Genomic DNA, 26,028 nt, shown 5'->3' on the forward strand with positions numbered 1-26,028 from the left:
ATGGCAACATTGTACGGCTTAGGGGTAGGACCTGGGGATCCAGAATTAATTACCGTAAAAGCATTCCGCATTATGAAAGAATCACCCGTCATTGCGTATCCGAAAAAGATGAAAGGCAAAAAAAGCTATGCACAGCGCATCGTTGATGTGTACGTCAGTGGCATGGATAAAGAAATGCTAGGCCTTGTATTCCCGATGACAAAGCATCAGGAAACATTGGACCGCGAGTGGAATAAGGCAGTCGATGAGGTATATGCGCGCATTGCGGCTGGAAATGATGTGGCCTTCGTGACAGAGGGTGACCCGATGCTTTATAGCACATTCATTCACTTAATGAACTTGATGAAGGAGCGTCACCCAGAAGTTGATATTAAAATGGTGCCGGGGATTTCATCATTCAATGGCTCGGCCTCTCGTCTAGGCATTGCGCTAGGTGATGGCGATGACCATATTGCGATGATTCCAGCAGTGGATGATTACGACCAAATGCGTAAAGCAATCGAAGACCATGATGCCGTTGTGTTCATTAAAGTCGCAAAAGTCATTGATTTAATGTTACGTGTGTTACGTGACTTAGATTTACTAGAAAAAGCACATGTGGTGACAAAAGTAACGTCTGATGAGGAAGTCATTTGGAAAACATCTGAGCTTGATGGTGTCGAGCTTGAATACTTAACATTAATGGTGGTGCGTAAATAATGAAGAAAATTTATATCGTAGGTGCTGGCCCTGGGGATCCAGATTTAGTAACAGTCAAAGGCTTAAAAATGATTCAAACGGCAGATGTCGTCATGTATACCGATTCACTTGTTAATCAAGAATTAATCGCAAAAGCAAAGCCAGAAGCGGAAGTCGTGAAAACAGCGGGCATGCATTTAGATGAAATGGTACAAGCCATCGTCGACCGCGTTAATGACGGCAAAGTCGTAGCACGTGTGCACACGGGTGACCCGGCAATGTACGGCGCTATTATGGAACAAATGGCGATTTTAAAACAGCATGATATTACATGCGAAATCATTCCAGGCGTTAGCTCGGTATTCGCTTCAGCAGCTGCAGTGGGTGCTGAATTAACAATTCCAGACCTGACACAAACGCTTATTTTAACGCGTGCAGAAGGGCGTACGCCTGTCCCCGAAATGGAAAAATTAAAAGACTTAGCAAGCCATCATTGTACGATTGCGTTGTTCTTAAGTGCCACTTTAACGAAAAAAATCGTCAAAGAATTGCAAGCAGCTGGTTGGAGCGATGATACACCGATTGCCGTTGTGCAACGTGCTACATGGCCCGACCAAAAAATCGTGCGGACAACGCTCATTAACTTAGACGAAGATATGCGTAAAAACGGCATTCGTAAACATGCGATGATTTTAGCGGGCTGGGCACTTGATCCAAACATCCACGAAAAAGATTATCGTTCAAAATTATATGATAAAACATTTACACATGGCTTCCGTAAAGCGGTGACAGAGTAATGGTCATCGAACTACAAGAAGACGTCCTAGCGCCGATTGAGGTGAAGCACCAATATGCGGTCGTAGCGATTACAAAGCATGGTGTCGACATTGCACGTCGTTTGCATGCTAATTTTCCAAATACAGATGTTTATTATATGAGTAAATTTGAGCGCGGTGATGAGCGTGAGCATAATGTGCAGCTGTTTAAAAACAGTGTACGTATGCTTTTCCCGGCACTTTTTAAACATTATGATGGCATCATTACGATTATTTCACTTGGTGCGGTCGTACGTATGATTGCGCCGCTTCTTGTTGATAAAAAGGTTGACCCGGCGGTTGTGGTCATTGATGACCGCGGTGACAATGTCATTAGTATGCTGTCGGGTCACTTAGGCGGTGCTAATGCACTGACTCATACCGTAGCAGATGCACTTGGCGCCAATGCGGTTATTACAACGGCATCGGATGTACAAAAAACGATTCCCGTTGATTTATTCGGTGCAAAATTTGGCTGGCAGTGGGATTCGGCAGAGAAGTTAACGCCTGTATCAGCCGCTGTTGTGAATGAAGAGCATGTCGCAATTGTACAAGAAGCGGGTGAGAAAAATTGGTGGATGCACGATGCCCCGATGCCGCCGAGCTTAGTGGAATATGCGTCACTTGAAAGCGCTATGGCCGCAAAACCAGATGCGGCACTGATCATTAGTCATCGTTTACTGAATGAGGACGACTTAGTTGAAAATCATGTTATTTATCGCCCGAAATCACTCGTCATTGGCATGGGCTGTAATCGTGGTACATTGGCGGAGGAAGTCGATGCCGTAATCAAGGAAACTTTACAGGAGCTTGGATTATCGATTAAAAGCGTCAAAGCACTTGTCACATTTGAGCTAAAACGTGATGAGCCATGCTTCCACGACATTACATCAAAATATGATTGGCAATTTAAATGGTATACAAAGGACGAGTTAAACAGCCAGCTTGTGACCGATCCTTCCGATACCGTCTTTAAATACACAGGAGTTTACGGCGTGAGTGAGCCAGCAGTACGACTTTACAGTGGCAATGATGAGCTCCTACTCGTGAAGAAAAAATCAGGGAATACAACCATTTCTGTTGCAGAAATTTTATTTTAAGGAGGGGACCGCATGAAGCGTTTTGTCATTGCAGGGACGAATAGTGGCGTCGGAAAAACGACACTGACAATCGGTTTAATGGCCGCATTGCAAAAGAAAGGATTACGTGTACAAGGATTTAAATGTGGACCCGACTATATCGACCCATCATTTCATAAGGCAGTAACCGGGCGTCCATCGCGTAATATCGACAGCTTTATGTTTGAAGCGGATGTCGTGCGTGATATCGTACGCCGCGCGACACAGGGCAGTGATATTGGCATTATTGAAGGTGTGATGGGCTTTTATGATGGTAAGGACCCACTATCGAATGTCGGTTCCACCGCAGACATTGCGGTCATAACAGAAACACCGGTTGTCCTAGTCGTCAACTGTGGTGCAATGGCGCGTAGTGCAGCGGCGATTGTGAAAGGCTTCCAGCTATTATCAGATAAGCCGAATATCGTCGCCGTTATCGCCAATCAGGTCGGGAGTGCAAGTCACTTTAAGATTGTTAAAACAGCTATTGAAGCGGAGTGCGATGTGCCGGTCATTGGCTATTTAAAGAAAAATAGTGAGCTGCATATGCCGAGTCGTCATTTAGGGCTCATTCCAGCGCTTGAACGCGGGGAAATGCAAGGCTACTTCGATGACCTAGCGGCACTTGTGACGGATACGATTGATATTGATGCCCTACTTGCACTAACAGAGGTACCGGAATTAACGGTTCCAACATCGATTTTTGATGAAAAAAAGGCGGCTTGCTGTACGATAGCGGTTGCACATGATGCGGCCTTTAACTTCTATTACGAGGAAAATATCGAGTTACTGCAAGCAAATGGCGCAAATATCGCCTACTTCTCACCGCTTGCAAATGAAGAGGTACCAGCAGAAGCGGATGGTCTTTATATCGGTGGAGGGTTCCCAGAGGAATTTGCGAATATTTTAGCTACTACTACACAAGCGAAAGAATCGATTCGCTCCTTTATTGCCGCGGATAAGCCTGTATTTGCAGAGTGCGGTGGCTTTATGTATTTAACGGAGGCCATTGAGACATTAGATGGTAGACGATTTGATATGGTTGGCGCGATTCCAGGTGTCACCAAAATGCAGGGCAAACGTGTAGCGCTCGGTTATCGTGAGATTTTTGGTAAAAAGGACAACTTCTTATTAGACGAGGGGATGCTTGCGAAGGGGCATGAATTCCATTATTCAACGTATGAGCAAGGGCCAGAGCAATTTGCTTATGACACAAAAAGTCGATTTAAGGCGAAGGGGGAAGGCTATATGCAGGGGAATATCGTCGCTGGTTATACGCATTTCCACTTTGCTTCAAATCCAGAAGTTGCAGCGCGCTTTGTTCGTGCCTGCGTAAAAGGGGAGTAAGACATGTACGGAACAGTTTATTTAGTTGGCGCAGGTCCAGGGGATCCAAAATTAATTACGGTCAAAGGTTTAGAATGCATTCAACAGGCAGATGTTATTGCATATGACCGCCTTGTCAATAAGGAGTTGTTAGCACAGGCGAAGCCAGATGCTGAGCTTATTTATTGTGGTAAGGAACCTGGACGTCATCATTTTATTCAAGAGGAAATTCATCAATTACTCGTTGAAAAGGCAAAAGAAGGTAAAACCGTGACCCGTCTAAAAGGCGGCGATCCATTTGTTTTTGGGCGCGGTGCTGAGGAAGCGGAAGTATTACGTGCGGCAGGTATTCGCTATGAAGTCGTGCCTGGTATTACGGCCGGGATTGCAGCGCCAGCTTATGCGGGCATTTCGGTGACGCATCGTGAAATGGCCTCAAGCTTTGCGATTATTACGGGGCATGGCCGCGATTCAAAGGGCCAAGATACGATTAAATGGGAGCACATCGCCACAGGTATTGATACATTAGCCTTTTATATGGGCGTTGGAAACTTGCGCTATATTGCAGACCAATTAATGACATATGGTCGCCCGCGTACAACGCCGGTTGCGATTATTGAAAAAGGTACGACTGCCCAGCAGCGTACAATTACCGCCACACTAGAAACAATTGCTGACGAGGCAGTAACACAACAAATTAAAAACCCAGCAATGGTACTTGTCGGTGAGGTTGCGAGTCTACATGACACACTTGCCTGGGTCGAGGAGGAAGCACAATATGTCAATCATTCAGGAAATTAAACAGCGTCGTGCCATTCGTAATTACGAAGACCGCCCTGTTGAAAAAGAAAAAATCGAACAATTATTAGATGTAGCAACGTATGCCCCAACGGACCGTTTACGTGAGCCTTGGCATTTTTACGTGCTTGGTGCGGAAAAGAAAAAAGCATATGAAGCATTAGCTACAGCTTATTTAGAAGAACGTTTTCCAACGAAGCCACATCTTGTTGAAAGTTCAATGAAAGTTGTGTTAACAACACCGACCGTTATCGTTGTGACAGCGAAGCAAGTAGCAGGGGATGCGGATGCGACCGAGGATGATATTTTCGCGACAAGCTGTGCTGTACATGCGATGTGGCTAGCAGCGCGCGAATTAGGACTTGGCTTTGTATGGCGCACACGCGGCGTTGGGCTTGTCCATGATGCACGTCTACCCGAATTTATTGGTGCGGCGAATGATGAAAAAGTGATCGGCACAATTTTCATTGGTTACCCAGCGGATGAAGAAGTAAACGTAACGAAGCGTACGCCATTTGAGGAGAAAACGACATGGCTGTAAGACGCGGCTTATTTTTACTATACACTGGCGATGGCAAAGGGAAAACAACGGCTTCACTTGGCGTGACATTACGCGCTATTGGACGAGGCTTACATGTGGAGTATTTACAATTTATTAAAAATCCACAGCGTACATACGGGGAGCAACTTGCGCTACAAAAACTCGGTGTCGACATGAAGCAGATGGGCATTGGCTTTACATGGACGAAAACGCCTGAGGAGCATCGCGAGGCGCTACAAAAAGCATGGGCCATTACAAAGGAAAAGCTTGCGGATGAATCAATTGATTTACTCGTATTAGATGAGCTCAATAATGCATTAGCTATTTCAAAATTCCCAGTAGACGACGTGCTACCACTTGCGGAAGTTGTTGAGGCGATTCGAAATCGTCCGGCATCGATGCATTTAGTTGTCACAGGGCGTAGTGCGAAGCAGGAGCTGATTGATTTAGCAGATCTTGTATCAACGATTGATGCAACGAAGCATTATTATGAAGAAGGCATTCCGGCAGTAAAAGGGCTCGAATTCTAAGGGGGAATTCAGGTGAAAGCAAAGGCGGTTATGATTCAGGGAACGTCATCAGATGTCGGGAAAAGTATGCTAGCGACAGCGCTTTGTCGGCATTTTTCGAATGCAGGATTTCGTGTCGCACCGTTTAAATCACAAAACATGGCGCTGAATTCATTTGTGACGACAAGTGGTGGCGAAATCGGACGTGCGCAAGGGGTGCAGGCGGAAGCAGCGCGCGTCGATGCAACAACGGATATGAACCCGATTTTATTAAAGCCAAAGCATGATATGATGTCAGAAATTATCGTCCATGGTAAGCATCACTTAGATATGACGGCGCGTGATTATCGTCATAAATTTGTTGATGAGGCCCTGCCGATTGCAGAGGCTGCGATTCAACGTCTCCAGGAGCAGTATGATGTTATCGTCCTTGAAGGAGCAGGGAGTCCTGCGGAAATAAACTTAAAGGCGCGAGATATTGCGAATATGAAAATGGCGCATGCGGCGGATGCCGATGTGTTGCTTGTAGCTGATATTGACCGAGGCGGTGTGTTTGCGTCGATTGTCGGCACATTGGCCCTGTTAGATGACGACGAACGTGCACGCGTAAAGGGCATTATTATTAATAAATTTCGCGGCATGAAAGAACTGCTTGATGATGGGCTCGTGTGGCTGGAGGACTATACAGGCATTCCGGTTTTAGGTGTTGTACCGTATATGAATGTTCAAATTGAAGCAGAGGATTCGCTCGCCTTATCGGCACTACGTTTTAAAAAGCCGAAGCGGGATGAATTCGCGATTGATGTGGCGGTCATTCAGCTACCGCGTATTTCAAACTTTACCGATATAGATCCACTGATGGATGAGCCGGGTGTTGGCGTACGCTTTGTGAAAACTACTGCGGACTTTGGAAAGCCAGATGTCGTCATTTTACCCGGCACGAAAAGCACGATTTACGATTTACGCTGGCTACGTGAAACGGACCTTGATGCATGCGTATTACAGCATGCACGTCAGTCGAAGCCAGTCATTGGCATTTGCGGCGGCTATCAAATGCTAGGTGAGCAGTTGCTTGACCCACATGCTATTGAAGGCGATGGTCGGGACGAGCTTGGACTCGCATTATTGCCGATTACGACGACATTTGTCGGTGAAAAACGAACCGTTCAAATGTCCGGCACACGCTATGGTACAGAGGACATCTTAACCGGTTATGAAATTCATCTAGGACGTACGGAGCGCACTGCAGATTGTGCACCATTTTTATTATTAGACAATGGACGAACAGATGGTGCCGTTTGTGAGCATGTGCTAGGCACGTATTTCCATGGAATCTTCCATAATCGCGCCTTTACACGTGAGCTAGTGAATACCTGGCGTACCCAAAAGGGCCTCGCACCGCTATCAGAGGAAGTTCAATCAGAAAAAGAACTGCGCGAGCAGGCGTATAATATTGCGGCTGAGCATTTTGAGCAAGCTATCGACATGGACAAACTGTACCGCATTATGGGCTTAGAGCGCGTAATGCAATAATCTGGGAGATTACGTGAAAACGTAGTCTCTTTTTTATATAATGGAAAATAAAGGGGTTGGTGAAATGTTTACAGAAGCGCAGTTAAAAGCATTGATTCGTGGCGAAGTTGTAGGGGATAGGTATCCATATGATACACCAGAAGAGCAGGTACTTATAAATTATTTAAAACCGATTCAAGAAGAAATGAAGCGACAGCATATCCAATGTCGCCTTGCGAGTGACTATTTTGATAGTGGCTATGCCTCGTATATCCAGCTACTTTGCTATGAAAAAGAGCATCAGCTAATAGAGGGAAATGAAGTGACAATCAAAGGATTACATGTCTTAGTGAGCCGCCTCGCACCGGTCGTTGTCATCGGACAAGCTGAAGAGACGAGCTGTTATGATGAGGACGGCGAAGAAGAGACTAGTAGCTATACGCTTTTAAGTCATCCGCAACAGCTAGAACTTGAAACAACGTCACTTCAACAATTAGCGCAAAAACTAGAGCGCTTGTTCATGAAATATCACTTAACGATTTTACATAAGGAAGATGTCGACAAGGCATTACCTTTTAAAGCAAAAATCCCAACTATTTTTCGTAAGCCAAAAGATTATTTAATATGGGATGCTATTTTTTACTGGAAGGATTGAGTAGATGCGGAGTACATTAAAATCTTTATGGATGAGTAGTATCGCGGCACTTACCGCATTTATGATTGTAGAGCTGGTCATCAATGTGTACCGATTAAGTCGCCTATTTGCATTAGAACTCACGTATACGCTGTTATTCATCGGTATAATAAATGGTGTGTTGCTCATTGGCGCAGCCGTTTATTTGTATCGAATTTTAAATTATACGACCAATGCATGGCTCACTACAGCTTTGGCATTGATGCTATTTTATACATTGCTTCAACTGTTCACATATTTCTGGCCGCTCCATCATGCCGAAGCACTGTTTCCGATTTTTAATGTGTTTATCTATGGCTTTATCGCGGTTTATTTTCTTGCTCTTTTCGGCATGCTTTCTTTTTTAAAGCGACAACAACTAGCCTAAATTAATTATGAAACATTTCCCGGAGTTATCCGTAGAATAATTACTGGTAAGGGAGGTTTCCAATGAAGTTATTTCAATCAATAGGGTTGGTGTTAATGGGCGCGCTAACGCTCTATATCGTCGTGTCCTTTTTCATGTTGCAAAAAGGCTTTAATTTGCCGATGTGGGGGCAGCTTGTATTAGCGCTCGTATTATTAATTGTTGTGCTAAATCAATTCCGCGTCAAAAATAAAATGATGGGCGCTATTAGTATCGTCGGCTTTATTATTATTGTAGCGAGCATTATTGTAACTGCTATTTATTAAAAAAAGGAGAAATCGCGTGGATGGCGATTTCTCCTTTTTTTATTTTAAAATTTTTGTTGTGATAGTGAGATTATCACCATATACACTATAACGTCCTTTTTTTACAGTATAAACAAAATCACGAGTATTTCGTTCAGGGGTCAACGTTATCTTTTTAACAAGTTGATTTTGATCATTATAAATTCGAAAGACATTGTTATTTTGTGTTTTTGTAGTTAAAGAAAATTTAATTTTTGTATCGTTTGCTGTATTTAATGTATACGGCTTGCGATCGGAATGGCTTAAAGCAATTGTTTGATTGAGCGGTAATATATCGCTTAATAAATAATAGATGCTTACATGGCCAGGAACACCTTTTTTATCTAAATCTAGCGTTAATGTATATGTCCCATTCGGTGCGCTTATACCATATTTCATACCGCTACCTTTATAAGTACTTTTATATTGTTTACCAGTCTTATCATTTGTTAAAATGACTGCCTGAATATGCTGGTCTGTTTGGGACGTATAATTAGCAAAGAATGTCGCATGTTGATTCGTTGTCAATTTAACTTTTGTAGAAGGTATTGAATAGGAATAATACGGGATGTCAATCCGATGTTTATGCGACATAAATGCATCATTTGGTGCAAGTACAGCAGGTAAATCATACGCATGTTTCTTTAATTTAAAGCGGTAATCACTCATCGGCTTACCTTTTACTGCGACATAATAATGTCCTTTTTCAACATACATATCTTTATTAGCAGCGCGTACGGGCATATCTTTTAGATTGCTCTTTATTGGATTCATGTACAGTTTATATTTTGTGACGGCTGCATTTCCAACAAATTTATAATTTCCTTCGACATCTGGTACCGTGATTTCAAAGTAAGCAAAACCATCTGCATTAAATTTGCCTGTTGCGACTTCATTAATTTGAAGTGACATGAAATCAGCCTTTTCATCTAATTCCCCAATACTTTCATCACTATCAATTGCAAGGAGAGCCGCACGTAATTGTGAATCGAGAGCCATTGTATCAAGCGTCCATTGATGTTTTTTTAATGTCGTTAATAAAATCGCCCGCTGTTCAATGGCATTGTGAATCGCATTTTTTGCATCTGATGTACTATAAAGGACATTTTCATAAGAAGGTTTATTCGCTGCTTCTATTACCGCTTGTGCACGTGAAATAATAGTCATGACCTGTGCTTGATAATTTGCTGCTTCCTCCGGCGTTGTCAATGTTGTAGATAATGATTTTATCGCATCATCGAGTTGCTTATTTTCAATTGAACTCAGCAAACGCCCCTTTTCATAAAAATTCCCTTTGTATGCGCCATCGACAAGTTTGCCATCTGCATATAATAATTGCTGCCATTTATAAAGCGTCGTAATTGTTTCTTCGACTAAACCATTCATTTTTTGTGCGCTTTGGCTATCGCCTGCTTGTTCGACCATTTTTGAGACGTCTTGAATATGACGCAAATCGCTAATAATTGCAGGGTAAGAAGCTAAATCGTAATTTTCTAGTTCATGACCAACAACGATTTTTTGTTGCTGTATAGTAAGGTCCACAAGTTTTGGTGCGACATCGGCTACATGCTCAGGAAGCTGCTCAGCAAGTGTGTCCATCATTTTTATATTTTCGCGAAAATGCTTCGTACCTTCTTTTTCAACATAGATACCGTCTTTGTAGAACTTGCCATCATATATACCGTTTGCAAGCTTATGATTGTAATACATTTTGCCATCGTAGCGAATAAGACGATCTACTGCTTCTACACCATCTTTATAAAGGAGTCCTTTATATAAATGTACCCCAACTACACGGCCATTTTTAAATAAATATCGTCCTTTTTTAAACGTAGAATTAGAACCTGTAAATTCCGCGAATCCAAAGTCTTTTGCAAGAACCCCATTATGGAAATAAAATAAATCGTCAACGGTATCATATTCATTTCCTATATCATCTACCATGACAAAATCACCTTTTTTTAATTTTCCATTTTCATAAAGTTTGTTGTCCTTCATTTCAATAAGGGATGTGATTCGTCCATCTGTATATGTCATGTGCTTTTGATAGAGTCCATCGCGTACATAGATACCTTTGATTAAGCTGCCATTTTTAAAGGCATATTTATTATCTTTCGTAAAATAGAGTCCACTTTGTAAGAAGCCATTGTGATAAAGACGTAGATTATCGCCTGTACCATATTTAACACGTCCTTTTGCAAGTAGGCCATCCTTATATAGACGCTTTTTATATACTTTGTAGCCTTTTACTATTTTTCCTGTAGATAATGTTACAAGTTCACCTTTATCATTGATTCCGATTGTTGCTGCCTGTACTTGTTCAGGTTTCATCTGTGTAGTAGTGAAGAGCATTGTTAGCGCTAGTGCGCCAGTTACCATTTTTTTCATCTAATTCCCCCCTATATATGCCACTTTACTCTTGGAATGCCAATATTTAAAGGGCAAATTCATATTTTGATGAAAATAAGGATTTATAGTGTATATAAAAAGAAAAATCCTCTTTTTCAATAAGAGAAAAAAGAGGATTTTTCACAATTTCTTTAAGCTTCCTGTTGTCGTTTTTTCTTTTCTGCTGGAACGAATAAAATAAGCACAAACGCAACAACAGCGACCGCGAGCATAAATAAATACGTATCATTAGCGCCCATAATCGGTGCAAGTGCTTTCGCATCTTCATGAGCAGTTGATTGAATCGTATACACCGTCACAATAACCGCCGTTCCGACTGCACCGGCTAATTGGCGAACGGTATTGTTTACAGCTGAGCCATGTGAGCCAAGTTCGAGTGGCAGTGCATTTAATGCAGCTGTATTAAGTGGCATCGTAATAAAGGATAAACCAATACGAAGGATAATCGTACGCATCATAATGTAGACGAAGCTTGTTGTTGCAGTTAAATCCGTGACCATCCACATCGAAATCTCAATTAACAGCATACCGATAATAAATAATGGTCGTGCGCCGTGCTTATCATAGAGCTTCCCGGTAACAGGGGATAAGAAGGCGTTAATAACAGCCCCTGGTAATAGCAGTAAGCCCGCTTCAAAGGCGCTAAAGCCGCGACCTGTTTGTAAATACATCGGTAATAAAATTAAGTCGGCATACATTAAAATCGTTACTAAAATATTGACAAGCGATGTCATCGTAAACATTTTGTATTTAAAGACGCGTAAATTAAGCATCGGCTCATTTGAAAGAAGCTGCATTTTACAAAATAGCGCAATGACGATTAAGCCGGTGATGATACAAGTAAGTACTGCCCAGTCAGACCAGCCACGACTACCGGCACTACTAAAGCCAAAGAGTACAAGGCCAAAGCCAACTGTTGAGAAAATCATGCTCGTCATATCTAGCTTGACATCCTTTTTTTCGCCGACATTAAATAAATACTTCGCTGCTAATAAAATGACGATAATTGAAATCGGAATCATCATAATAAAGAGCCAGCGCCAGGATACGAAATCTAGCATAAAGCCAGCAACTGTTGGCGCAATTGCGGGCGCGAAAATAATCGCAAAGCCGATTTTACCCATGACCGCACCACGCTCATTTTGTGGATATAAATAAAGAATAACGGTCATCATCAGTGGTAAAATAATTCCCGCTCCAGCCGCCTGAATCATACGGCCAGCTAATAATACGCCAAATGTTGTCGCACATGCGCTGACAATCGAACCAATCAGTAAAAAGAGCATTGAGGCGATAAAAAGCTGACGTGTTGTGTAGCGCTTCATCAGAAATGCCGTAAGTGGTACAAGCACCCCATTGACAAGCATAAAGCCTGTCGCAAGCCATTGAATCGTATCCGGTGTCACCTTAAAAATTTCCATTAAGTCACTAAGCGCGACGTTTAAAAGGGTTTGGTTAAGTGTTGAGAAAAAACAGCCGATGATCATAATCGTAATTAAAATCTTTTTCGTGCTGTTAGGTATTTCGTTTTGCATCGTACATCTCCTTACGCTACTATTAATTTTATAGACACTTTGTCTATGAAATATCATAACAAGGAATGAATTTTGTTGACCATGCACAATTTTCATCAAGTTGTTGACTAAAAGACAAAAATAAAAAAGATGTAGATAAAATCGAAAAAGATGGACGAGGAGAATGAATATGTCGAAAAAAGAAGACCCGCGCGCCATACGCACGAAAGAAATGCTGAAACAAGCTGTGATTGAGCTGTTACAGCAAGGCATTCCCGCCGAAAAATTGTCGATTCAAAAAGTGTCGCAACAAGCTGGGCTTAACCGGACGACCTTTTATTTGCATTACGAGGATATTCACGATCTTTTGCAAAAATTAACTGATGAAATCGTCGGTGAAATTACGAAACAAATTGAAGAGCTTATGCAGGTGCGCGAATTAAGCGAGAAATCCCAGTTGATCCGCTTACTCGATTATTTATACAATCAGCGCCAACATTTGCTCGTCTTATTTCAAAAGAATGATTTTGAAGAGAAATTATATGAGCAAATGAAGCGTCTTATTAGCGTGCGCCGCGAAAATAGCGTCACACAAACGCCACGTCGTGACATTGATATCGATATTAAAACAGCCTCGCTCGTTGGTATTATGATGTGGTGGCTAAAACGAGGGCTCCATTATAGCTCAGACTATATTGCGACAGAAATTTATAAAATGTACCGCTGAAATATGGATTGAGATGGTTTCGAGCCGGGAATTGATGTAATAAGAAGAGAACTAGGGGGCTTTTAAATGGACGAACAGACCTTACTACAACAGCATATTGATGTATTATTTCAGCAAAATGAAGTGGGCGATTTAACGGTACTAAATGAGTCGCCATATGATAAAGCACCTCAGTTTTATGTAGGGGTGACACGTAAAAAAAGCATCACCAAATATCAAGAGCATATGGCACCAGAGCTTCGAAAGCAGCTAGAGGCCATCGTGAGCGACACACCGAATGAGCAGCTATTACAGGCGATTCAATTATTTTCAGCCGAGCAAAAGCTGCAACATTTTCATTTAGGCCCATTTTATGAAATCCCAACGATTGCATCACAAATTGAAGGCCCAATTGAAATTACAGAGGACAATAAATATTTAATTAAAGAGGCATTTCCGTACACGCATGATGAATTAGCTGAACGTGCACCAGTATTTACAGTTATTGAAGCAGGCGTTCCGGTGTCCCTTTGCTGTAGTGCACGCCAAACGACCGAAGCGGCAGAGGCCAGTGTCTTTACAAATGAGCATTACCGTGGACGTGGGTATGCGGTCGATGTCGTACGTGCATGGGCTAAAAAAGTGCAACAGCAAAATCGAACGACCTTTTATTCAACATCATGGGACAATTTTAGCTCTCGTATGATTGCGGAAAAGCTCGCAATGAAACGCATTGGCATTGATATTACACTGGATTAACAGGTGCTAATGCTCGTAGTAACATATCTTTTAAAGCGCTCATTTGAATGTCAAAATGAGCGCTTTTTTGTGCGAACGGCAACGTCTGATCTTTTTCAATTTTCATATTCATATAGCTAAATGTCGTGACGGCTGTATGAATCGCTACTTTTAAATCGATGGTTGTATGAAACGACTGATCTTGCTTACCTGTTTCAATAATATGGTCGACTACTTCACTGAACATCGTAGTAGAAGAAGGCACCTCAATGCCTTCAACCGCTGCTAAATATTCAGTAGCTTCAAGATAGCGGACGAGCTTTTGCGTTACCTCGGGCGTTGTCGCCATAAAATAAGTGAACATTTTTTCGAGCTTTTCATAGGCCGTCAAAGGCATGGTCGTAATTTTTTGCATATCGCGCCCGGCATCCTGCATAAAGCGGTCCATTACTGCTAAAATAATTGCGGCTTTATTCGCAAAATAGCGGAATAACGTCGCGTTACTGACACCCGCTTCCTTTGCGATTTCGAGCATTTGGACGGAGCCAATGCCTTGCGCTAAAAATAATGTATACGCGGCATCGATGATTTTTTCGTGACGTGCGTTTTTTGCTTGCTGTCTAGTTGTCATATTTTTTCCTCATTTCGTATAATAAAACTTGAGAGTCGACTCTCTTTATTTTATAATAAATGTAAATAATTTGAAAGGGTGAGCTAAAATGGTACAAGTTGCAGTAGAAAAGATCCATGATATTTTTAATCAACAAACGAAACATCAATGGGAGATGCGTCAAACAAACGCTTCTGAACGTGTGGAGATGCTACAACGTTTAAAGACAAATATTTTAGCCCGTTTAGAAGATTTAATTGCGGCGAGCATCAAGGATTATAAAACACCACGCATGACCGCAGAGCATCAGGTATATGCTGCAACAGAGGCGATTGATTATGCCTGTGAGCATGTGGCACAGTGGATGGAACCAGAGCGCGTCGAGCAGCCAAAAGATGGCAAGGGTGCTTATATTGTATACGAATCACGTGGCACTGTCTGTATTTTTGGTACATGGAATTCCCCGATGTCGGTAACGATTCACCCATTAACAGAGGCACTTGCGGCAGGAAACTGCGTTGTCATCAAGCCAAGTGAGTTTAATCCACATTATAATGCCGTACTACAGCAAATTATTGAGGCGACATTTGATGAGCGGCAAGTAGCATTTGTACAGGGCGAGGCGGAGACATCTGAGCAGCTATTAAAATTACCATTTAGCCACTTTTTCTTTACAGGAAGCCCACGCGTCGGCAAAATTGTCATGCGTGAAGCAGCGAATCATCTATCAGCCGTTACATTAGAGCTTGGCGGTAAATCACCGTCAATCATCGATAAAGGCTATGATGTAGCGAAGGCAGCACAGGCACTTGCATTCGGCAAAGTATTAATGAGTGGTCAATTCTGTATTTGCCCCGATTACTTATTTGTTCATGAGCAGGATGTCGAGGCTTTTGCGGCTGCGTACCGCGCAACAACACAAGGCCTATTATATGAAAACGGCGAAATTCGTACAACCGAGCGTACACAAATTGTGAACGATGCGCATTTCAATCGTTTAAAAGGCTTATATGACGACGCGATGTCAAAAGGTGCGGTCGTATTAAGCGGTGGAACATTCGATGACGTCAATCGCCTAATTGAGCCGACGTTACTTGGCAATGTCACAGAGGACATGCATATTGCACATGAAGAAATCTTTGGACCGTTAACATTTTTGAAAGCGTATACATCGCTTGATGAGGTGCTACACTATATTCAGCAGCGACCAAAGCCACTTGCATTCTATGTATTTAGTGACGACGAGGCATTCCAAGAACGTTGCCTACGCTATACGTCTTCAGGTGGTGTGACGATCAATGGTATCGTCCAGCATAATACGTATTTAGAACTACCTTTTGGTGGTGTCAATAACTCAGGGCTTGGTAGCTTTCATGGCATTCATGGCTTTAAAACATTCTCACATGCTCGTTCGGTATTTGAAGCTTATTAAAAAAACACGCCATTCGCAGTTTGCGAGTGGCGCGTTTTTTTATGTCATGAAAAACGGTAGTACAATCCCACCGTATAAAAAGGCGCCTGCAATGACGAAGGCGGGGTGGAATTTTCGAATCATCAAAGCCCAGTAGGCCACACCGCCAATGAGTAAAAATTGTAGTGTGCCAATCGTTTGCAGAGACTCACGAGACATTTGCACGATAATCACAAACATCATAACTGCTAAAATTGGTTGAATCAATAGCGTCATCCCTTTAATGACTGGAGAAGCACGATGCTTTTGCAAATAATTCATTAAAATAATTAAGAGCACCACCGTCGGCACAATTGTCGCCGTCAACGCAATGAGGACACCCCATATGCCATATGTATCGTAGCCAACAAAGGCGGCAATTTTCGTCGCAATCGGACCTGGGAGTGCATTACCGAGTGCTAAGACATTTGAAAAGGCCTCATTACTAAGCCAGTGATAACGTTCAACCACCTCCTCGTAAATGAGAGGGATAGACGAGGGCCCGCCACCATAGCCTAAAATATTCGCCACAAAAAAGCCGATAAAAAGCTGAATCACGAAGCGTCGCCCCCTTTACGCCATCTCTTAACGCGCTCAACTAGCTTAAAGTGTGCCGCACCATATATTAAAAATAAAATGACTGCCACACCTGAATGAATATGAAGTACTTCAAGTAATAGAATGGCTATCGCGAAAAATACAATGCTCATAACAATGCCAAGCCCCTTGAGTGATTTTTGTGAGAATTGTAACGCCATTTCAAGTAGCATAATGACTACGACGGGCATTACGGCTGCAATCATACCAATCACAATTTTTGAGCTACTGAGCCAACCAACAATTGAGAGAAGCGCAATCATTAAAATAGAACTAGGGAGAATGTGGCAAATAACGCCCCAGATCGCACCGAGGGCACCATGCAGTCGATAACCTAAATAACCTGCCATTTTTGTGGCAATCGGGCCGGGTAGTGCATTCGCAATCGCTAATATTTCACTAAATTCATCATCATCCATCCAGTGATATTTTTTCACCGCTTCATGGCGAAATAGCGGCATGACGGATGGACCGCCGCCAAAACCAAAAATCCCAGCGCGTAGCATCGCTAGTGATAATTCCTTCATGCAATCCCTCCTTTAGTGTTTATTTTACATGAACTGGAAACGGGCGAATAGTAAAAAAAAGCGAGAATCGCATAATCGCGACGCTCGCTTTTTGTATTAAATAAATAAACCAACTAATGTAGCTGTGAATACAGAAACTAATGTAGCAGCGAATAAGATTTTTAAACCGTTTTTAGAAACGATTGCTGCTTTTTCACCGCTGATTGCTTGTAAAGAACCGGCGATGATACCAATTGAACTGAAGTTAGCAAAGCTAATTAAGAATACAGATACGATACCAACTGTTTTTTCAGATAGGTTCGGAATATGATCCATAAATTGAAGCATTGCAACGAATTCATTGGTTGCTAATTTAGTACCCATTGTTTGACCAGCTACTAAAATGTCTTGTGCTGGAACACCCATGATCCAAGCGATTGGTGCAAAGATGTAACCTAATACTTCTGTAAATGAAATACCGATTACTGCACTGAATAGACCATCGATTAAAGCCATTAAACCAACGTATGCAATCAGCATCGCGCCTACGATTAATGCAACCTTACCACCATCTAATGCACCGATAGAAATGGCTTCAAATAAAGATTTCGCTTCAGTAGCGTCTTTAATATCCACTTTTTCAGTATCTTTTTCAACATCTGGTGCAATCATAATACCGATAATTAAGCTTGATAATGCATTTAATGCCATCGCACCTAATACGTATTGTGCAGGAAGCATCGTAATGTATGATGCCATGATTGAAGCAGATACTGAAGCCATTGATGCAACAGAGATAACGATAATTTTGTTTGAATCCATTTTTAGGATTTGAGATTTGATTGCTAATAAACCTTCAGATTGACCGAAGAAAATATTATTAATCGCATGGAATGTTTTGACTGGAGAAACACCTGTAATTTTTGATAAAAATCCACCTACATATTTAATTAAAATAGGTAGAACGCGGATATAAGTCAAGATTGAAAGCAACATAGACGTAAAGATAATAATTAATAAAACATTAATGAAAAATGGTGAACCACCTTCTGGAATCCAACCGTCAACAACGAATGAAATCCCTTCACGACCATAGCTAATTACTTTCGTAATCCCGTTACTTACAGATTCGATTACTTTTAACCCAACCGATGTTTTGAACATCACTAATGTCAGAAGAATTTGTAATACGAACATAATACCTACCGCTTTAAAGTCAATCGCTTTGCGGTTATTACTCATTAGGTATGCGACGCCAAGAACGACGACTAAACCTAAAATTCCGATTAAAATAGACATGTTGATACCTCAATATTTAAGTTTTAAAATCTTACATTTCTTATCGTAGAGGTACGGACCATAAGTTGCAAGCGTTTTCTAGAAAAAAACATAAATATGATAAAAGTAAATATTTTTCATAAATAAACGCTATTTTAAAGATTTTTTATATTCTAATAAATTGAAGTTGTATGGACTATAAATCAAGTGATTGGTTGGTATCTTTTGAAGGTTTTACAGGTTCTTCCTTTCCGACAACTTTTTTCACAAAATTGTACACTGATTTTACTGTTGAACCAGTTTCCCAGTATTCCGCAGACTCTGCATGTACTTTTATTAATACAAGTTGAGGGTCGTCATAAGCTACATCAAACATTTTTTCATAGATAGGATTCCAAAATTCTTTTTTACGTGCTTCGTCATCGACAAATTCAGCAGTCCCGCTAATTGAAGCATACGATTTACTAGCAATTGCGACATTCACACGGTTATTGACATTAATTTCATCATACTTATCTGTATCTGTACGCGTAAGTAGCCAAATATCCCCATCAAATTCTACTTTTTGTAGTTGCATTGGTCGTGATACAAGTTTTCCATCTTCCTGCTGCGTTACAAGCATCGCAACAGATGCATCCTCAATAATCGATGTTAAATTGTCTCGAACTTTTTGGTATTCTTCTGTCATCGTAAAAACTCCTTTTGTTTTTGTCGTCTCTTAATTTGTTTGCCCTTTAGAAAATGGATTAAACAAAGTAATAAAAAATCACCGCCCATAAGACGATGATTTGAGTTTATAAAATAGGAGATAACATGCGCGAAACAGATTCTTTAAATTTCACCCATAACGAGCGAGATTCATACGATTCCTTCGTCATCTCAACACATACATTTAAATCTTCATGGAACATATCTGCCAGTTCTTTCGTGATTTTTTCATTGTACATGAAGCCATTAACTTCAAAATTTAAACGGAAACTGCGGTTATCCACATTTGCTGTCCCAACAGAAGCGATTTGGTCATCAATGAGCACGACTTTTGAATGAATGAAGCCATTAGCATAGTGATAAACCTTTGCGCCTGATTCCATTAGATCGCCTGCATACGAGCAGGTCGCCATGTAAACAAATGGATGGTCCGGTTTATCAGGAATCATAATGCGTACATCAATACCAGATAGTACCGCAATTCGTACCGCTTCTAAAAATGCTTCATCAGGAATGAAGTAAGGCGACTGGATATAGACATAGCGTTTTGCTTGTAAAATCATTTTAATATAACTGTTTTCAATACTTGAATATGGTGTATCGGGCCCACTAGAAACAATTTGCATCGCAACATCTCCTGTAATGTAATGAGCAGGGAAGTAATGCGGCGCAAAGGATAAATCAAGTGAATTACCAGCTTGGTTCCAGTCCAGCATAAAGCGCGCCTGAAGTGCATGAACAGCTGCCCCTTGAATACGCATATGTGTGTCGCGCCAGTAGCCAAACTTTTTGTCTAGCCCTAAGTACTCATCGCCGACATTAAAGCCACCAATATAGCCGATTTGTCCATCGATAACGACAATTTTTCGGTGATTACGATAATTCATTCGGGGATTAATAAGCGGTAAGATGGATGGGAAAAAGACCTCAACCTCTCCACCCGCTTGAATCAATTCCTTAAAATGCTGTTTGCGCACATTTCGTGAGCCGAGCGCATCATAAAGGATACGCACCTCAACGCCTGCCTTGGCACGTTCGATTAGCGCAGCAGTAATTTTTTTGCCGATGCCATCTAGTTTGAAAATATAATATTGCACGTGGATATGATCTGTCGCATTAGCAATATCACGCAGTAGCGCGTCGAATTTTTCATGACCATCATTAAAAAGTTCCACATGATTGTTTTTTGTTACGAGTGCATTATTCGTTTGTAAATTCATATGAATTAACTCACGTGCATTTTCGAAGTTTTCTATATTCAGCTCATCTTTTAAAACACGTGCTTTTTGATCATCAATCATTTCCTGAATCCCAATGCTATCCTTTGGCATCCACCTACGTAAATGTTTTTGACGCAATGGTTTACCGATAAATAAGTAGAGGATAAAACCGATATACGGTAAAAAGAATAGCACGAAAACCCAAGCCCAGGCAGCTGATGGTTTTTTACGCTCCAAGAAAATAATGGTGATAGCAAGGATAATGTTCACCACAAGTAAAATGGCACTTATCGTACTCGATTTAAAAAGATAAAGATAAAAATCAGTCAATGTCTCACGCCCTTTTTATGCATATTTTTTCATATAGTATATAGTTTAACAGGAAAGCAGCTATTTGGAAAAAAACGCCGCGTTTTATTTTTATTGAATAAAGGAAAAGAGAGTAATAAAGGAGGGAAAAAAATGAAAGTATATAAATATCCAGTACGCGTTAATACAGTGGAAACAATTGATTTGCCTTTAGGAGCCAAGCCACTTTCCATTGCATTTCAATATGACAAGGTATATATTTATGCGCTTGTAAAACCAGAAGAGCAAAAAACAGCATCTGTTCAAGTTATTGTAGCAGGAACGGGAGACCCACTACCAGAAGACATTGACACATTTACCTACTTGAATACGATACAAATGTTTGACCAGCAGTGGAATTTGCATGGGTTTTATAAAAAATAAATAAAATACATATCAAAATACCTAATTTATAAAAGAAAATTAGGTGTACATGCCGATATGGTTTTTTAGAGGCTTCCCATATAATGAGTATAGTATGTTCATAGAAATGTACATTATCCTTTAAAAAAGAGATACCCGACGCCTGGGTATCTCTTTTTTTATGTGAAAAGACGTAATAACTTCGTCACTCAAAATAATTAAATCAACAAAAAAGCCGTGCCTTTAGACACGACTTTTTTTATTATTAAGATATTGTTTTCGGCGGTTGAGTTTGCTCAGTTTCGATATCTGGCGCTTCTTCATGCCACCATAATGCATCTTCAGGATCTTGTTTCATCACTTCGCGTACTTCTTTTTTCGTTTCAACTGTTGGGTACGAGCCTTTTAATGCGCGACCTGACGTTTGAACGAATAATAAGCTAAAGACGATTAAGCCAATGATGCTGACCGCTGCTAAATAGTACGCTGGTGCAAGTGGATCGCCTGTTACATGGACTAAATAAGCCGATACAAGTGGTGTTGTCCCACCAAATATTGACACCGATACATTAAAGGTCAATGCCAGTGCACGATAACGAACATCTGAGAAGAATAAACTTGGTAGTAATGAAGGAAGTGTCCCTTCATAAAAACTTAATAGGAAACCTAATAAGAAGACACCGGCGAAAATAAAGCCGACTTGGCCAACCCCCATTAACATAAATGCAGGGATTGATAGGAAGGTTAACCCAACAAGGCCAATTTGAACAACACGTTTATTACCAAATTTATCACTCATGCGACCAAAGAATAATGCGAGTGGCATCATTAAGACCATTGTGATTAATAAAATGACTAAACTTGTTGTGTTATCAATGCCGATAACTTCGGTTAAATACGAAGGCATATATGACAGTACCATATAGTTGGTAATGTTAAAGAATGCCACGATAACAACACTTAATATTAAATCTTTTTTATAATGCTTTAAAATTTCTTTAAATGTTAACGGTTCTTCGTCACTTTCTTCTTGTGCTTGCTCCATTTCTTCAAAAATTGGTGATTCGTCAAGATGACGACGTAAATATAAACCAATTAGACCGATTGGTGCAGCGATGAAGAAAGGAATACGCCAGCCCCAAGACATCATTTGAGCATCAGATAGGGCGAACGTTAAAATGGTAACGAGACCTGAAGCGGCAATGAAACCAGATAAAGAACCGATTTCTAAGCCACTACCAAGCATCCCACGTTTTTTATCGGGAGATGATTCGGCGATATAGACCATCGCGCCTGAGTACTCCCCACCAGTAGAGAAACCTTGAATCATACGAGCGACTAATAATAAAATAGGCGCCCAAATACCAATTTGCTCATACGTAGGTAATAAACCAATCATTAATGTAGCAATTGCCATAATAATAATCGTTGTACTTAAGACAATTTTACGACCGTATTTATCGCCGATCTTACCAAAGAAGATGCCGCCAATTGGGCGAACTAAGAAGGCCACAGCGAATGTAGCGAAGGTGAAGACAAGTTGAAGACCACTATTATCAACACCAGCGAAAAATAACTGACTAATGACAACAGCTAAATAAGCATAAAGACCAAAGTCAAACCACTCCATCGCGTTACCGAGACCGGTGGCGACAACAGCCTTACGTGCTTTCTTGGAACTCACAACATTAATATCTTGCGGTTCCATATCTAAATTATTATTTTGTTGCATATTCTCTAAACAGCTCCTTTTGGGTTTGCTATTTTCGAGGATTGCAAAAGATATGTAGTACTTTAATTGTTGGGAAATAAAATAGCGGAAAAGTAAAACAACAATCTCAATCTTTTAAATCCTGATTTTGTTGTCGACAAAACAAAAATAAATCTACTCGAGGTTGTTCATATGTAGTAAAAAACTTTTTACGTGAACACTCTATCTATTCCCCACTGTTTTACTTTGAAACATAAAATATAGAAGTTTTTATTTTCAGAAAATTAACCGGCTATTTTCATATAAATAAGAAGAAACAGAGGAAATTGAACTTAAATACAGTTACTTTCATTAATAAAATATGATTTTTTTTGAAAAAAAATAAAAAAATAATAAAAACAGGTTTAAGCTTTTATAAAAAGGGCTACATTATAAATGTACTTTTCATATTCTTCTCTTTGACCCCCAGTGGAAACATTGGGGGACTTTTTATTTTTACGCTAACAAAAGGTTATGATGAATCTGAGTGAGTACGTGCTTATATACGCACTCATTTTTACGCTTTAATATTTTTTTACACGTAACAAAAGTAGAAAATGCTGCTTTTGTTACGTGTATTTTTGATGGTGAATTTTTTAGTAAACTCGAGTAAAAGCTCATTCTACTTTTTATTTAGCTTATATTGGCAATTTGGATAAATGCACGAAGTAAAATGGGCTATTTTCAGTTTTGAGAGGTGAATTGGTGTCATTTACGCGAAACAAACTAGATGTCATTGAAAGAACGTTGATATAAAGATTAGCGGAAGAAATAATAAATAGTCTAGACTATATAAAATTGGGCAAAGTAAAACCAGCTCTCTGCGGCTGTATACCGAAAAAAGCTGGCGAAATAAAGCTAGTTTTTACGCGCGTATGCCATCAAGTAGCGTTGTTGTAAAGACATGCATCTCTTTTATTAAATCAAAATCCTCTGCATGAATAAGCCAATCATACACATTGGCACGCATCGCCCGTTGAATCATTTTTTCAATCGCTTCAAATGACAGATCCTTACGGAAAATATTTTGTTCCACGCCTTCTTCTAAATAACGACGAATCAGTTCAAAAATCGTCCGCTGTGGGTGAATTAAATAATGCACATGCTCGACTTGATTCGTCATCGCTGCTGTATAGACAGTGCGCATAATGTCTTTGCCAACGACAGTTGTTAAATAAATCATTTGTTCATCGTATAGTGCAATAATTTTCTGTGGTGGACTTAAATTTTCATCGATTTTTTTTGCGGCCTCTACATAATGTGCATCAAATTCCTGAAATTTTTCGAGCACAATATCGTATTTCGTTGCAAAGTGAGTGTAAAAAGTTCCTTTTGAAACGCCACAAGTTGTCGTAATTTGTGCAATCGATACATGCTCAAATCCTCGTTTTGCAAAAAGTTTTAATGCGGTATCTAAGAGCTTTTGACGCGTCTCTAGCGCCTTTTTCTTTCGGTCGGTTGTCAAAAAATCACTCCTTTTCTCTAAAAAGTTAAAAAATTATCGTTGACGAATGAATTTTCTATCGTTTATGATTTAAGTGACCGAGGTCAGTGAAATAATCATACGAGAAATTTATATTTTTTTCTAGTGTATTTTCAGAATTTTTTAAAATTTAGGGAGGCGAACGATATGGAAACAACAGGAATTCAAACATTAACGCATTTTATCGGAGGACAAAACGTAGAAGGGCAGAGCGGACGATTTGGTGATGTCTTTAATCCGACAACTGGAGAAGTCATTGCGAAAGTGCCACTCGCGACTAGAGAGGAAACACGTGAGGCCATTGCAGAGGCACAGGCAGCATTCCCGGCATGGCGTGATGTCTCTGTCGCAAAGCGTGCGCAGGTTTTGTTAAATTTCCGCAATTTATTAACACAACATTTAGATGAGCTCTTAGCTATTATTTGTCGTGAAAGCGGAAAAACGATAGAAGATGCGAAAGGCGAAGTGACGCGTGGTATTGAATCTGTTGATTTAGCAATCGGCGCTCCGCATTTAGTGAAAGGGGAATATTCGGTCAATGTTGGTGGAAATATTAATGCGTATTCTGCAAAATATCCACTAGGCGTTGTCGCGGCAATCTCGCCGTTCAATTTCCCAATTATGGTACCGCTTGCACAAACAAGTATGGCAGTAGCAGTCGGGAATGCGGTCATTTTAAAAGCTTCTGAAAAAGTCCCAATGACAGCATTATTTATTAGTGAGCTATGGAAAAAAGCCGGCCTTCCAGATGGCATTTGGACGGTAATCAATGGCGATAAAGATGCGGTTAATGAATTACTCGAACATAAAGCGGTTAAGGCGATTTCATTTGTTGGTTCAACACCTGTTGCAAAATATATTTACGAAACAGGGGCAAAATACGGCAAGCGTGTCACAGCACTTGGCGGCGGCAAAAATAATATGGTTGTCATGCCAGATGCGGATTTAGAACAGGTGGCAGAAGCCTTTATGGGCGCGGCATACGGTGCAGCATCACAGCGCTGTATGGCATTATCAACGATTATGCCCGTAGGACAAGAGACGGCTGAGCGCTTAGTCGCTATTTTAAAACAAAAAGTAGCAGCGTTAAAAGTAGGCTCCTATGAAGAGGCGGATACCGATTTCGGCCCGGTGATTTCAGCGCAGGCGAAGGAAGCGATGCTTGCGGCGATTAAGAAGGGGGAAGAAGAGGGCGTCGAAATCGTTTGTGATGGTCGAGAGCTTCCTATCGTCAACGAATCAAAAGGTTTCTTCATTGGCCCGACCTTATTTGACCACGTAAAGCCAGGCATGGATGTGTATGAGCAAGAAATCTTTGGCCCGGTGCGTAATATCGTACGCGTGGAAACACTTGATGAAGCCATTCAGCTCATTAATGAGCATGAGCTTGGCAATGGCGTGACGATTTTCACAAATGATGGCTATGCTTCACGTAAATTTACGACAGAAATCGATGTGGGCATGGTCGGTGTCAATGTGCCAATTCCGATTCCAGTTGGCTATCATAATTTTGCAGGCTTTAAAGATTCACGCTTTGGCGAGGGGCATATGTTTGGCCCAGATCAGGCGCGCTTCTTTACAAAAACAAAAACCGTATCGGAACGCTGGCCAGAAGCGGGCTCTCAAATGGGCTCTACATTCGCGTTCCCAAGTAATGATTAGGAGGG

The 26,028-nt window shown here is 40.8% G+C and carries 26 protein-coding genes; 16 read left to right on the plus strand and 10 right to left on the minus strand.

What is annotated here, in order from left to right; all coding sequences use genetic code 11:
* The 11 genes from cobI to QI30_RS16165 all read left to right on the plus strand — a co-directional run bounded on the left by cobI (window position 1) and on the right by QI30_RS16165 (window position 8,663).
* Window positions 1–699 (plus strand): precorrin-2 C(20)-methyltransferase, encoded by a 699-nt coding sequence (cobI, locus tag QI30_RS16115; protein ID WP_126991606.1) that lies wholly within the window; start codon window positions 1–3, stop codon window positions 697–699.
* Complete coding sequence (gene cobM / locus QI30_RS16120) at window positions 699–1,475, plus strand: precorrin-4 C(11)-methyltransferase (protein WP_126991607.1); 777 nt, start codon at window positions 699–701, stop codon at window positions 1,473–1,475. Before cobI ends, cobM begins: the two co-directional genes overlap by 1 nt.
* Window positions 1,475–2,593 (plus strand): cobalt-precorrin 5A hydrolase, encoded by a 1,119-nt coding sequence (locus tag QI30_RS16125; protein ID WP_126991608.1) that lies wholly within the window; start codon window positions 1,475–1,477, stop codon window positions 2,591–2,593. Before cobM ends, QI30_RS16125 begins: the two co-directional genes overlap by 1 nt.
* A gap of 12 nt (window positions 2,594–2,605) precedes the next feature.
* Entirely contained in the window at window positions 2,606–3,958 is a 1,353-nt protein-coding gene (locus tag QI30_RS16130; RefSeq protein WP_126991609.1) for a cobyrinate a,c-diamide synthase, read from the plus strand.
* A gap of 3 nt (window positions 3,959–3,961) precedes the next feature.
* Window positions 3,962–4,738 carry a uroporphyrinogen-III C-methyltransferase gene (cobA, locus tag QI30_RS16135; RefSeq protein WP_126991610.1) on the plus strand — a complete coding sequence of 259 codons (777 nt, stop codon included), beginning with the start codon at window positions 3,962–3,964 and terminating at the stop codon, window positions 4,736–4,738.
* Window positions 4,716–5,276, plus strand: a complete 561-nt coding sequence (locus tag QI30_RS16140) for a nitroreductase family protein (RefSeq protein ID WP_126991611.1) — start codon at window positions 4,716–4,718, stop codon at window positions 5,274–5,276. Before cobA ends, QI30_RS16140 begins: the two co-directional genes overlap by 23 nt.
* On the plus strand, window positions 5,267–5,806 hold the full coding sequence (locus QI30_RS16145) for a cob(I)yrinic acid a,c-diamide adenosyltransferase (protein ID WP_126991612.1): 540 nt from the start codon (window positions 5,267–5,269) through the stop codon (window positions 5,804–5,806). Before QI30_RS16140 ends, QI30_RS16145 begins: the two co-directional genes overlap by 10 nt.
* A gap of 30 nt (window positions 5,807–5,836) precedes the next feature.
* A complete protein-coding gene (locus tag QI30_RS16150; protein ID WP_370323628.1) occupies window positions 5,837–7,318 on the plus strand; it encodes a cobyric acid synthase in 1,482 nt (493 codons plus the stop codon).
* A gap of 64 nt (window positions 7,319–7,382) precedes the next feature.
* Window positions 7,383–7,952 carry a hypothetical protein gene (locus tag QI30_RS16155; protein ID WP_126991614.1) on the plus strand — a complete coding sequence of 190 codons (570 nt, stop codon included), beginning with the start codon at window positions 7,383–7,385 and terminating at the stop codon, window positions 7,950–7,952.
* Between the two features lie 4 nt (window positions 7,953–7,956).
* Window positions 7,957–8,358, plus strand: a complete 402-nt coding sequence (locus QI30_RS16160; RefSeq protein ID WP_126991615.1) for a hypothetical protein — start codon at window positions 7,957–7,959, stop codon at window positions 8,356–8,358.
* Window positions 8,359–8,420: 62 nt separating this feature from the next.
* Window positions 8,421–8,663: a hypothetical protein gene (locus QI30_RS16165; protein ID WP_126991616.1), complete on the plus strand. Its 243-nt coding sequence runs from the start codon at window positions 8,421–8,423 to the stop codon at window positions 8,661–8,663.
* A gap of 39 nt (window positions 8,664–8,702) precedes the next feature.
* Here QI30_RS16165 and QI30_RS16170 read toward each other — a convergent pair whose 3' ends face one another.
* Window positions 8,703–11,069: a hypothetical protein gene (locus tag QI30_RS16170; protein ID WP_126991617.1), complete on the minus strand. Its 2,367-nt coding sequence runs from the start codon at window positions 11,067–11,069 to the stop codon at window positions 8,703–8,705.
* Between the two features lie 152 nt (window positions 11,070–11,221).
* Window positions 11,222–12,625, minus strand: a complete 1,404-nt coding sequence (locus QI30_RS16175; protein ID WP_126991618.1) for a DHA2 family efflux MFS transporter permease subunit — start codon at window positions 12,623–12,625, stop codon at window positions 11,222–11,224.
* A 163-nt stretch (window positions 12,626–12,788) separates the two neighbouring features.
* Here QI30_RS16175 and QI30_RS16180 point away from each other — a divergent pair, with 163 nt between their 5' ends.
* Together QI30_RS16180 and QI30_RS16185 are read left to right on the plus strand one after the other, a co-directional pair.
* A complete protein-coding gene (locus QI30_RS16180; protein WP_126991619.1) occupies window positions 12,789–13,331 on the plus strand; it encodes a TetR/AcrR family transcriptional regulator in 543 nt (180 codons plus the stop codon).
* Window positions 13,332–13,397: 66 nt separating this feature from the next.
* Window positions 13,398–14,069, plus strand: coding sequence for a GNAT family N-acetyltransferase (locus QI30_RS16185; RefSeq protein ID WP_126991620.1), 672 nt, complete (start codon window positions 13,398–13,400; stop codon window positions 14,067–14,069).
* On the opposite strand, the gene QI30_RS16190 is transcribed toward QI30_RS16185, so the two are convergent.
* Window positions 14,056–14,679: a TetR/AcrR family transcriptional regulator gene (locus tag QI30_RS16190; RefSeq protein WP_126991621.1), complete on the minus strand. Its 624-nt coding sequence runs from the start codon at window positions 14,677–14,679 to the stop codon at window positions 14,056–14,058. The two genes, QI30_RS16185 and QI30_RS16190, sit on opposite strands and share 14 nt — an antisense overlap.
* An 88-nt stretch (window positions 14,680–14,767) precedes the next feature.
* Between QI30_RS16190 and QI30_RS16195 the strand changes: the two genes are divergently transcribed.
* Window positions 14,768–16,090: an aldehyde dehydrogenase family protein gene (locus QI30_RS16195; RefSeq protein WP_126991622.1), complete on the plus strand. Its 1,323-nt coding sequence runs from the start codon at window positions 14,768–14,770 to the stop codon at window positions 16,088–16,090.
* A 39-nt stretch (window positions 16,091–16,129) separates the two neighbouring features.
* Here the strand turns inward: QI30_RS16195 and QI30_RS16200 are convergent, their stop codons facing one another.
* From QI30_RS16200 to cls, 5 genes are all read right to left on the minus strand, one after another.
* On the minus strand, window positions 16,130–16,666 hold the full coding sequence (locus QI30_RS16200; protein ID WP_126991623.1) for a chromate transporter: 537 nt from the start codon (window positions 16,664–16,666) through the stop codon (window positions 16,130–16,132).
* Window positions 16,663–17,232 (minus strand): chromate transporter, encoded by a 570-nt coding sequence (locus QI30_RS16205; RefSeq protein WP_126991624.1) that lies wholly within the window; start codon window positions 17,230–17,232, stop codon window positions 16,663–16,665. The genes QI30_RS16200 and QI30_RS16205 overlap by 4 nt, the downstream gene beginning before the upstream one ends.
* A gap of 96 nt (window positions 17,233–17,328) precedes the next feature.
* Window positions 17,329–18,510, minus strand: a complete 1,182-nt coding sequence (locus tag QI30_RS16210) for a NupC/NupG family nucleoside CNT transporter (protein ID WP_126991625.1) — start codon at window positions 18,508–18,510, stop codon at window positions 17,329–17,331.
* A 175-nt stretch (window positions 18,511–18,685) separates the two neighbouring features.
* Entirely contained in the window at window positions 18,686–19,177 is a 492-nt protein-coding gene (locus tag QI30_RS16215; RefSeq protein ID WP_126991626.1) for a pyridoxamine 5'-phosphate oxidase family protein, read from the minus strand.
* Window positions 19,178–19,283: 106 nt separating this feature from the next.
* The gene (gene cls, locus QI30_RS16220; protein ID WP_126991627.1) at window positions 19,284–20,747 is read right to left on the minus strand and encodes a cardiolipin synthase; all 1,464 of its coding nucleotides are present in this window, start codon (window positions 20,745–20,747) and stop codon (window positions 19,284–19,286) included.
* 132 nt (window positions 20,748–20,879) lie between these two features.
* Between cls and QI30_RS16225 the strand changes: the two genes are divergently transcribed.
* The gene (locus QI30_RS16225; protein ID WP_126991628.1) at window positions 20,880–21,149 is read left to right on the plus strand and encodes a DUF7352 domain-containing protein; all 270 of its coding nucleotides are present in this window, start codon (window positions 20,880–20,882) and stop codon (window positions 21,147–21,149) included.
* A gap of 244 nt (window positions 21,150–21,393) precedes the next feature.
* On the opposite strand, the gene QI30_RS16230 is transcribed toward QI30_RS16225, so the two are convergent.
* Window positions 21,394–22,860 (minus strand): MFS transporter, encoded by a 1,467-nt coding sequence (locus tag QI30_RS16230; protein ID WP_126991629.1) that lies wholly within the window; start codon window positions 22,858–22,860, stop codon window positions 21,394–21,396.
* An 883-nt stretch (window positions 22,861–23,743) separates the two neighbouring features.
* Window positions 23,744–24,343 (minus strand): TetR/AcrR family transcriptional regulator, encoded by a 600-nt coding sequence (locus tag QI30_RS16235; protein WP_126991630.1) that lies wholly within the window; start codon window positions 24,341–24,343, stop codon window positions 23,744–23,746.
* 165 nt (window positions 24,344–24,508) lie between these two features.
* Here QI30_RS16235 and QI30_RS16240 point away from each other — a divergent pair, with 165 nt between their 5' ends.
* Window positions 24,509–26,023, plus strand: coding sequence for a CoA-acylating methylmalonate-semialdehyde dehydrogenase (locus tag QI30_RS16240; RefSeq protein ID WP_126991631.1), 1,515 nt, complete (start codon window positions 24,509–24,511; stop codon window positions 26,021–26,023).
* The last annotated feature ends 5 nt before the right edge of the window (window positions 26,024–26,028 follow it).

This window comes from Candidatus Kurthia intestinigallinarum (assembly GCF_003991225.1).
Lineage (GTDB): Bacteria > Bacillota > Bacilli > Bacillales_A > Planococcaceae > Kurthia > Kurthia populi.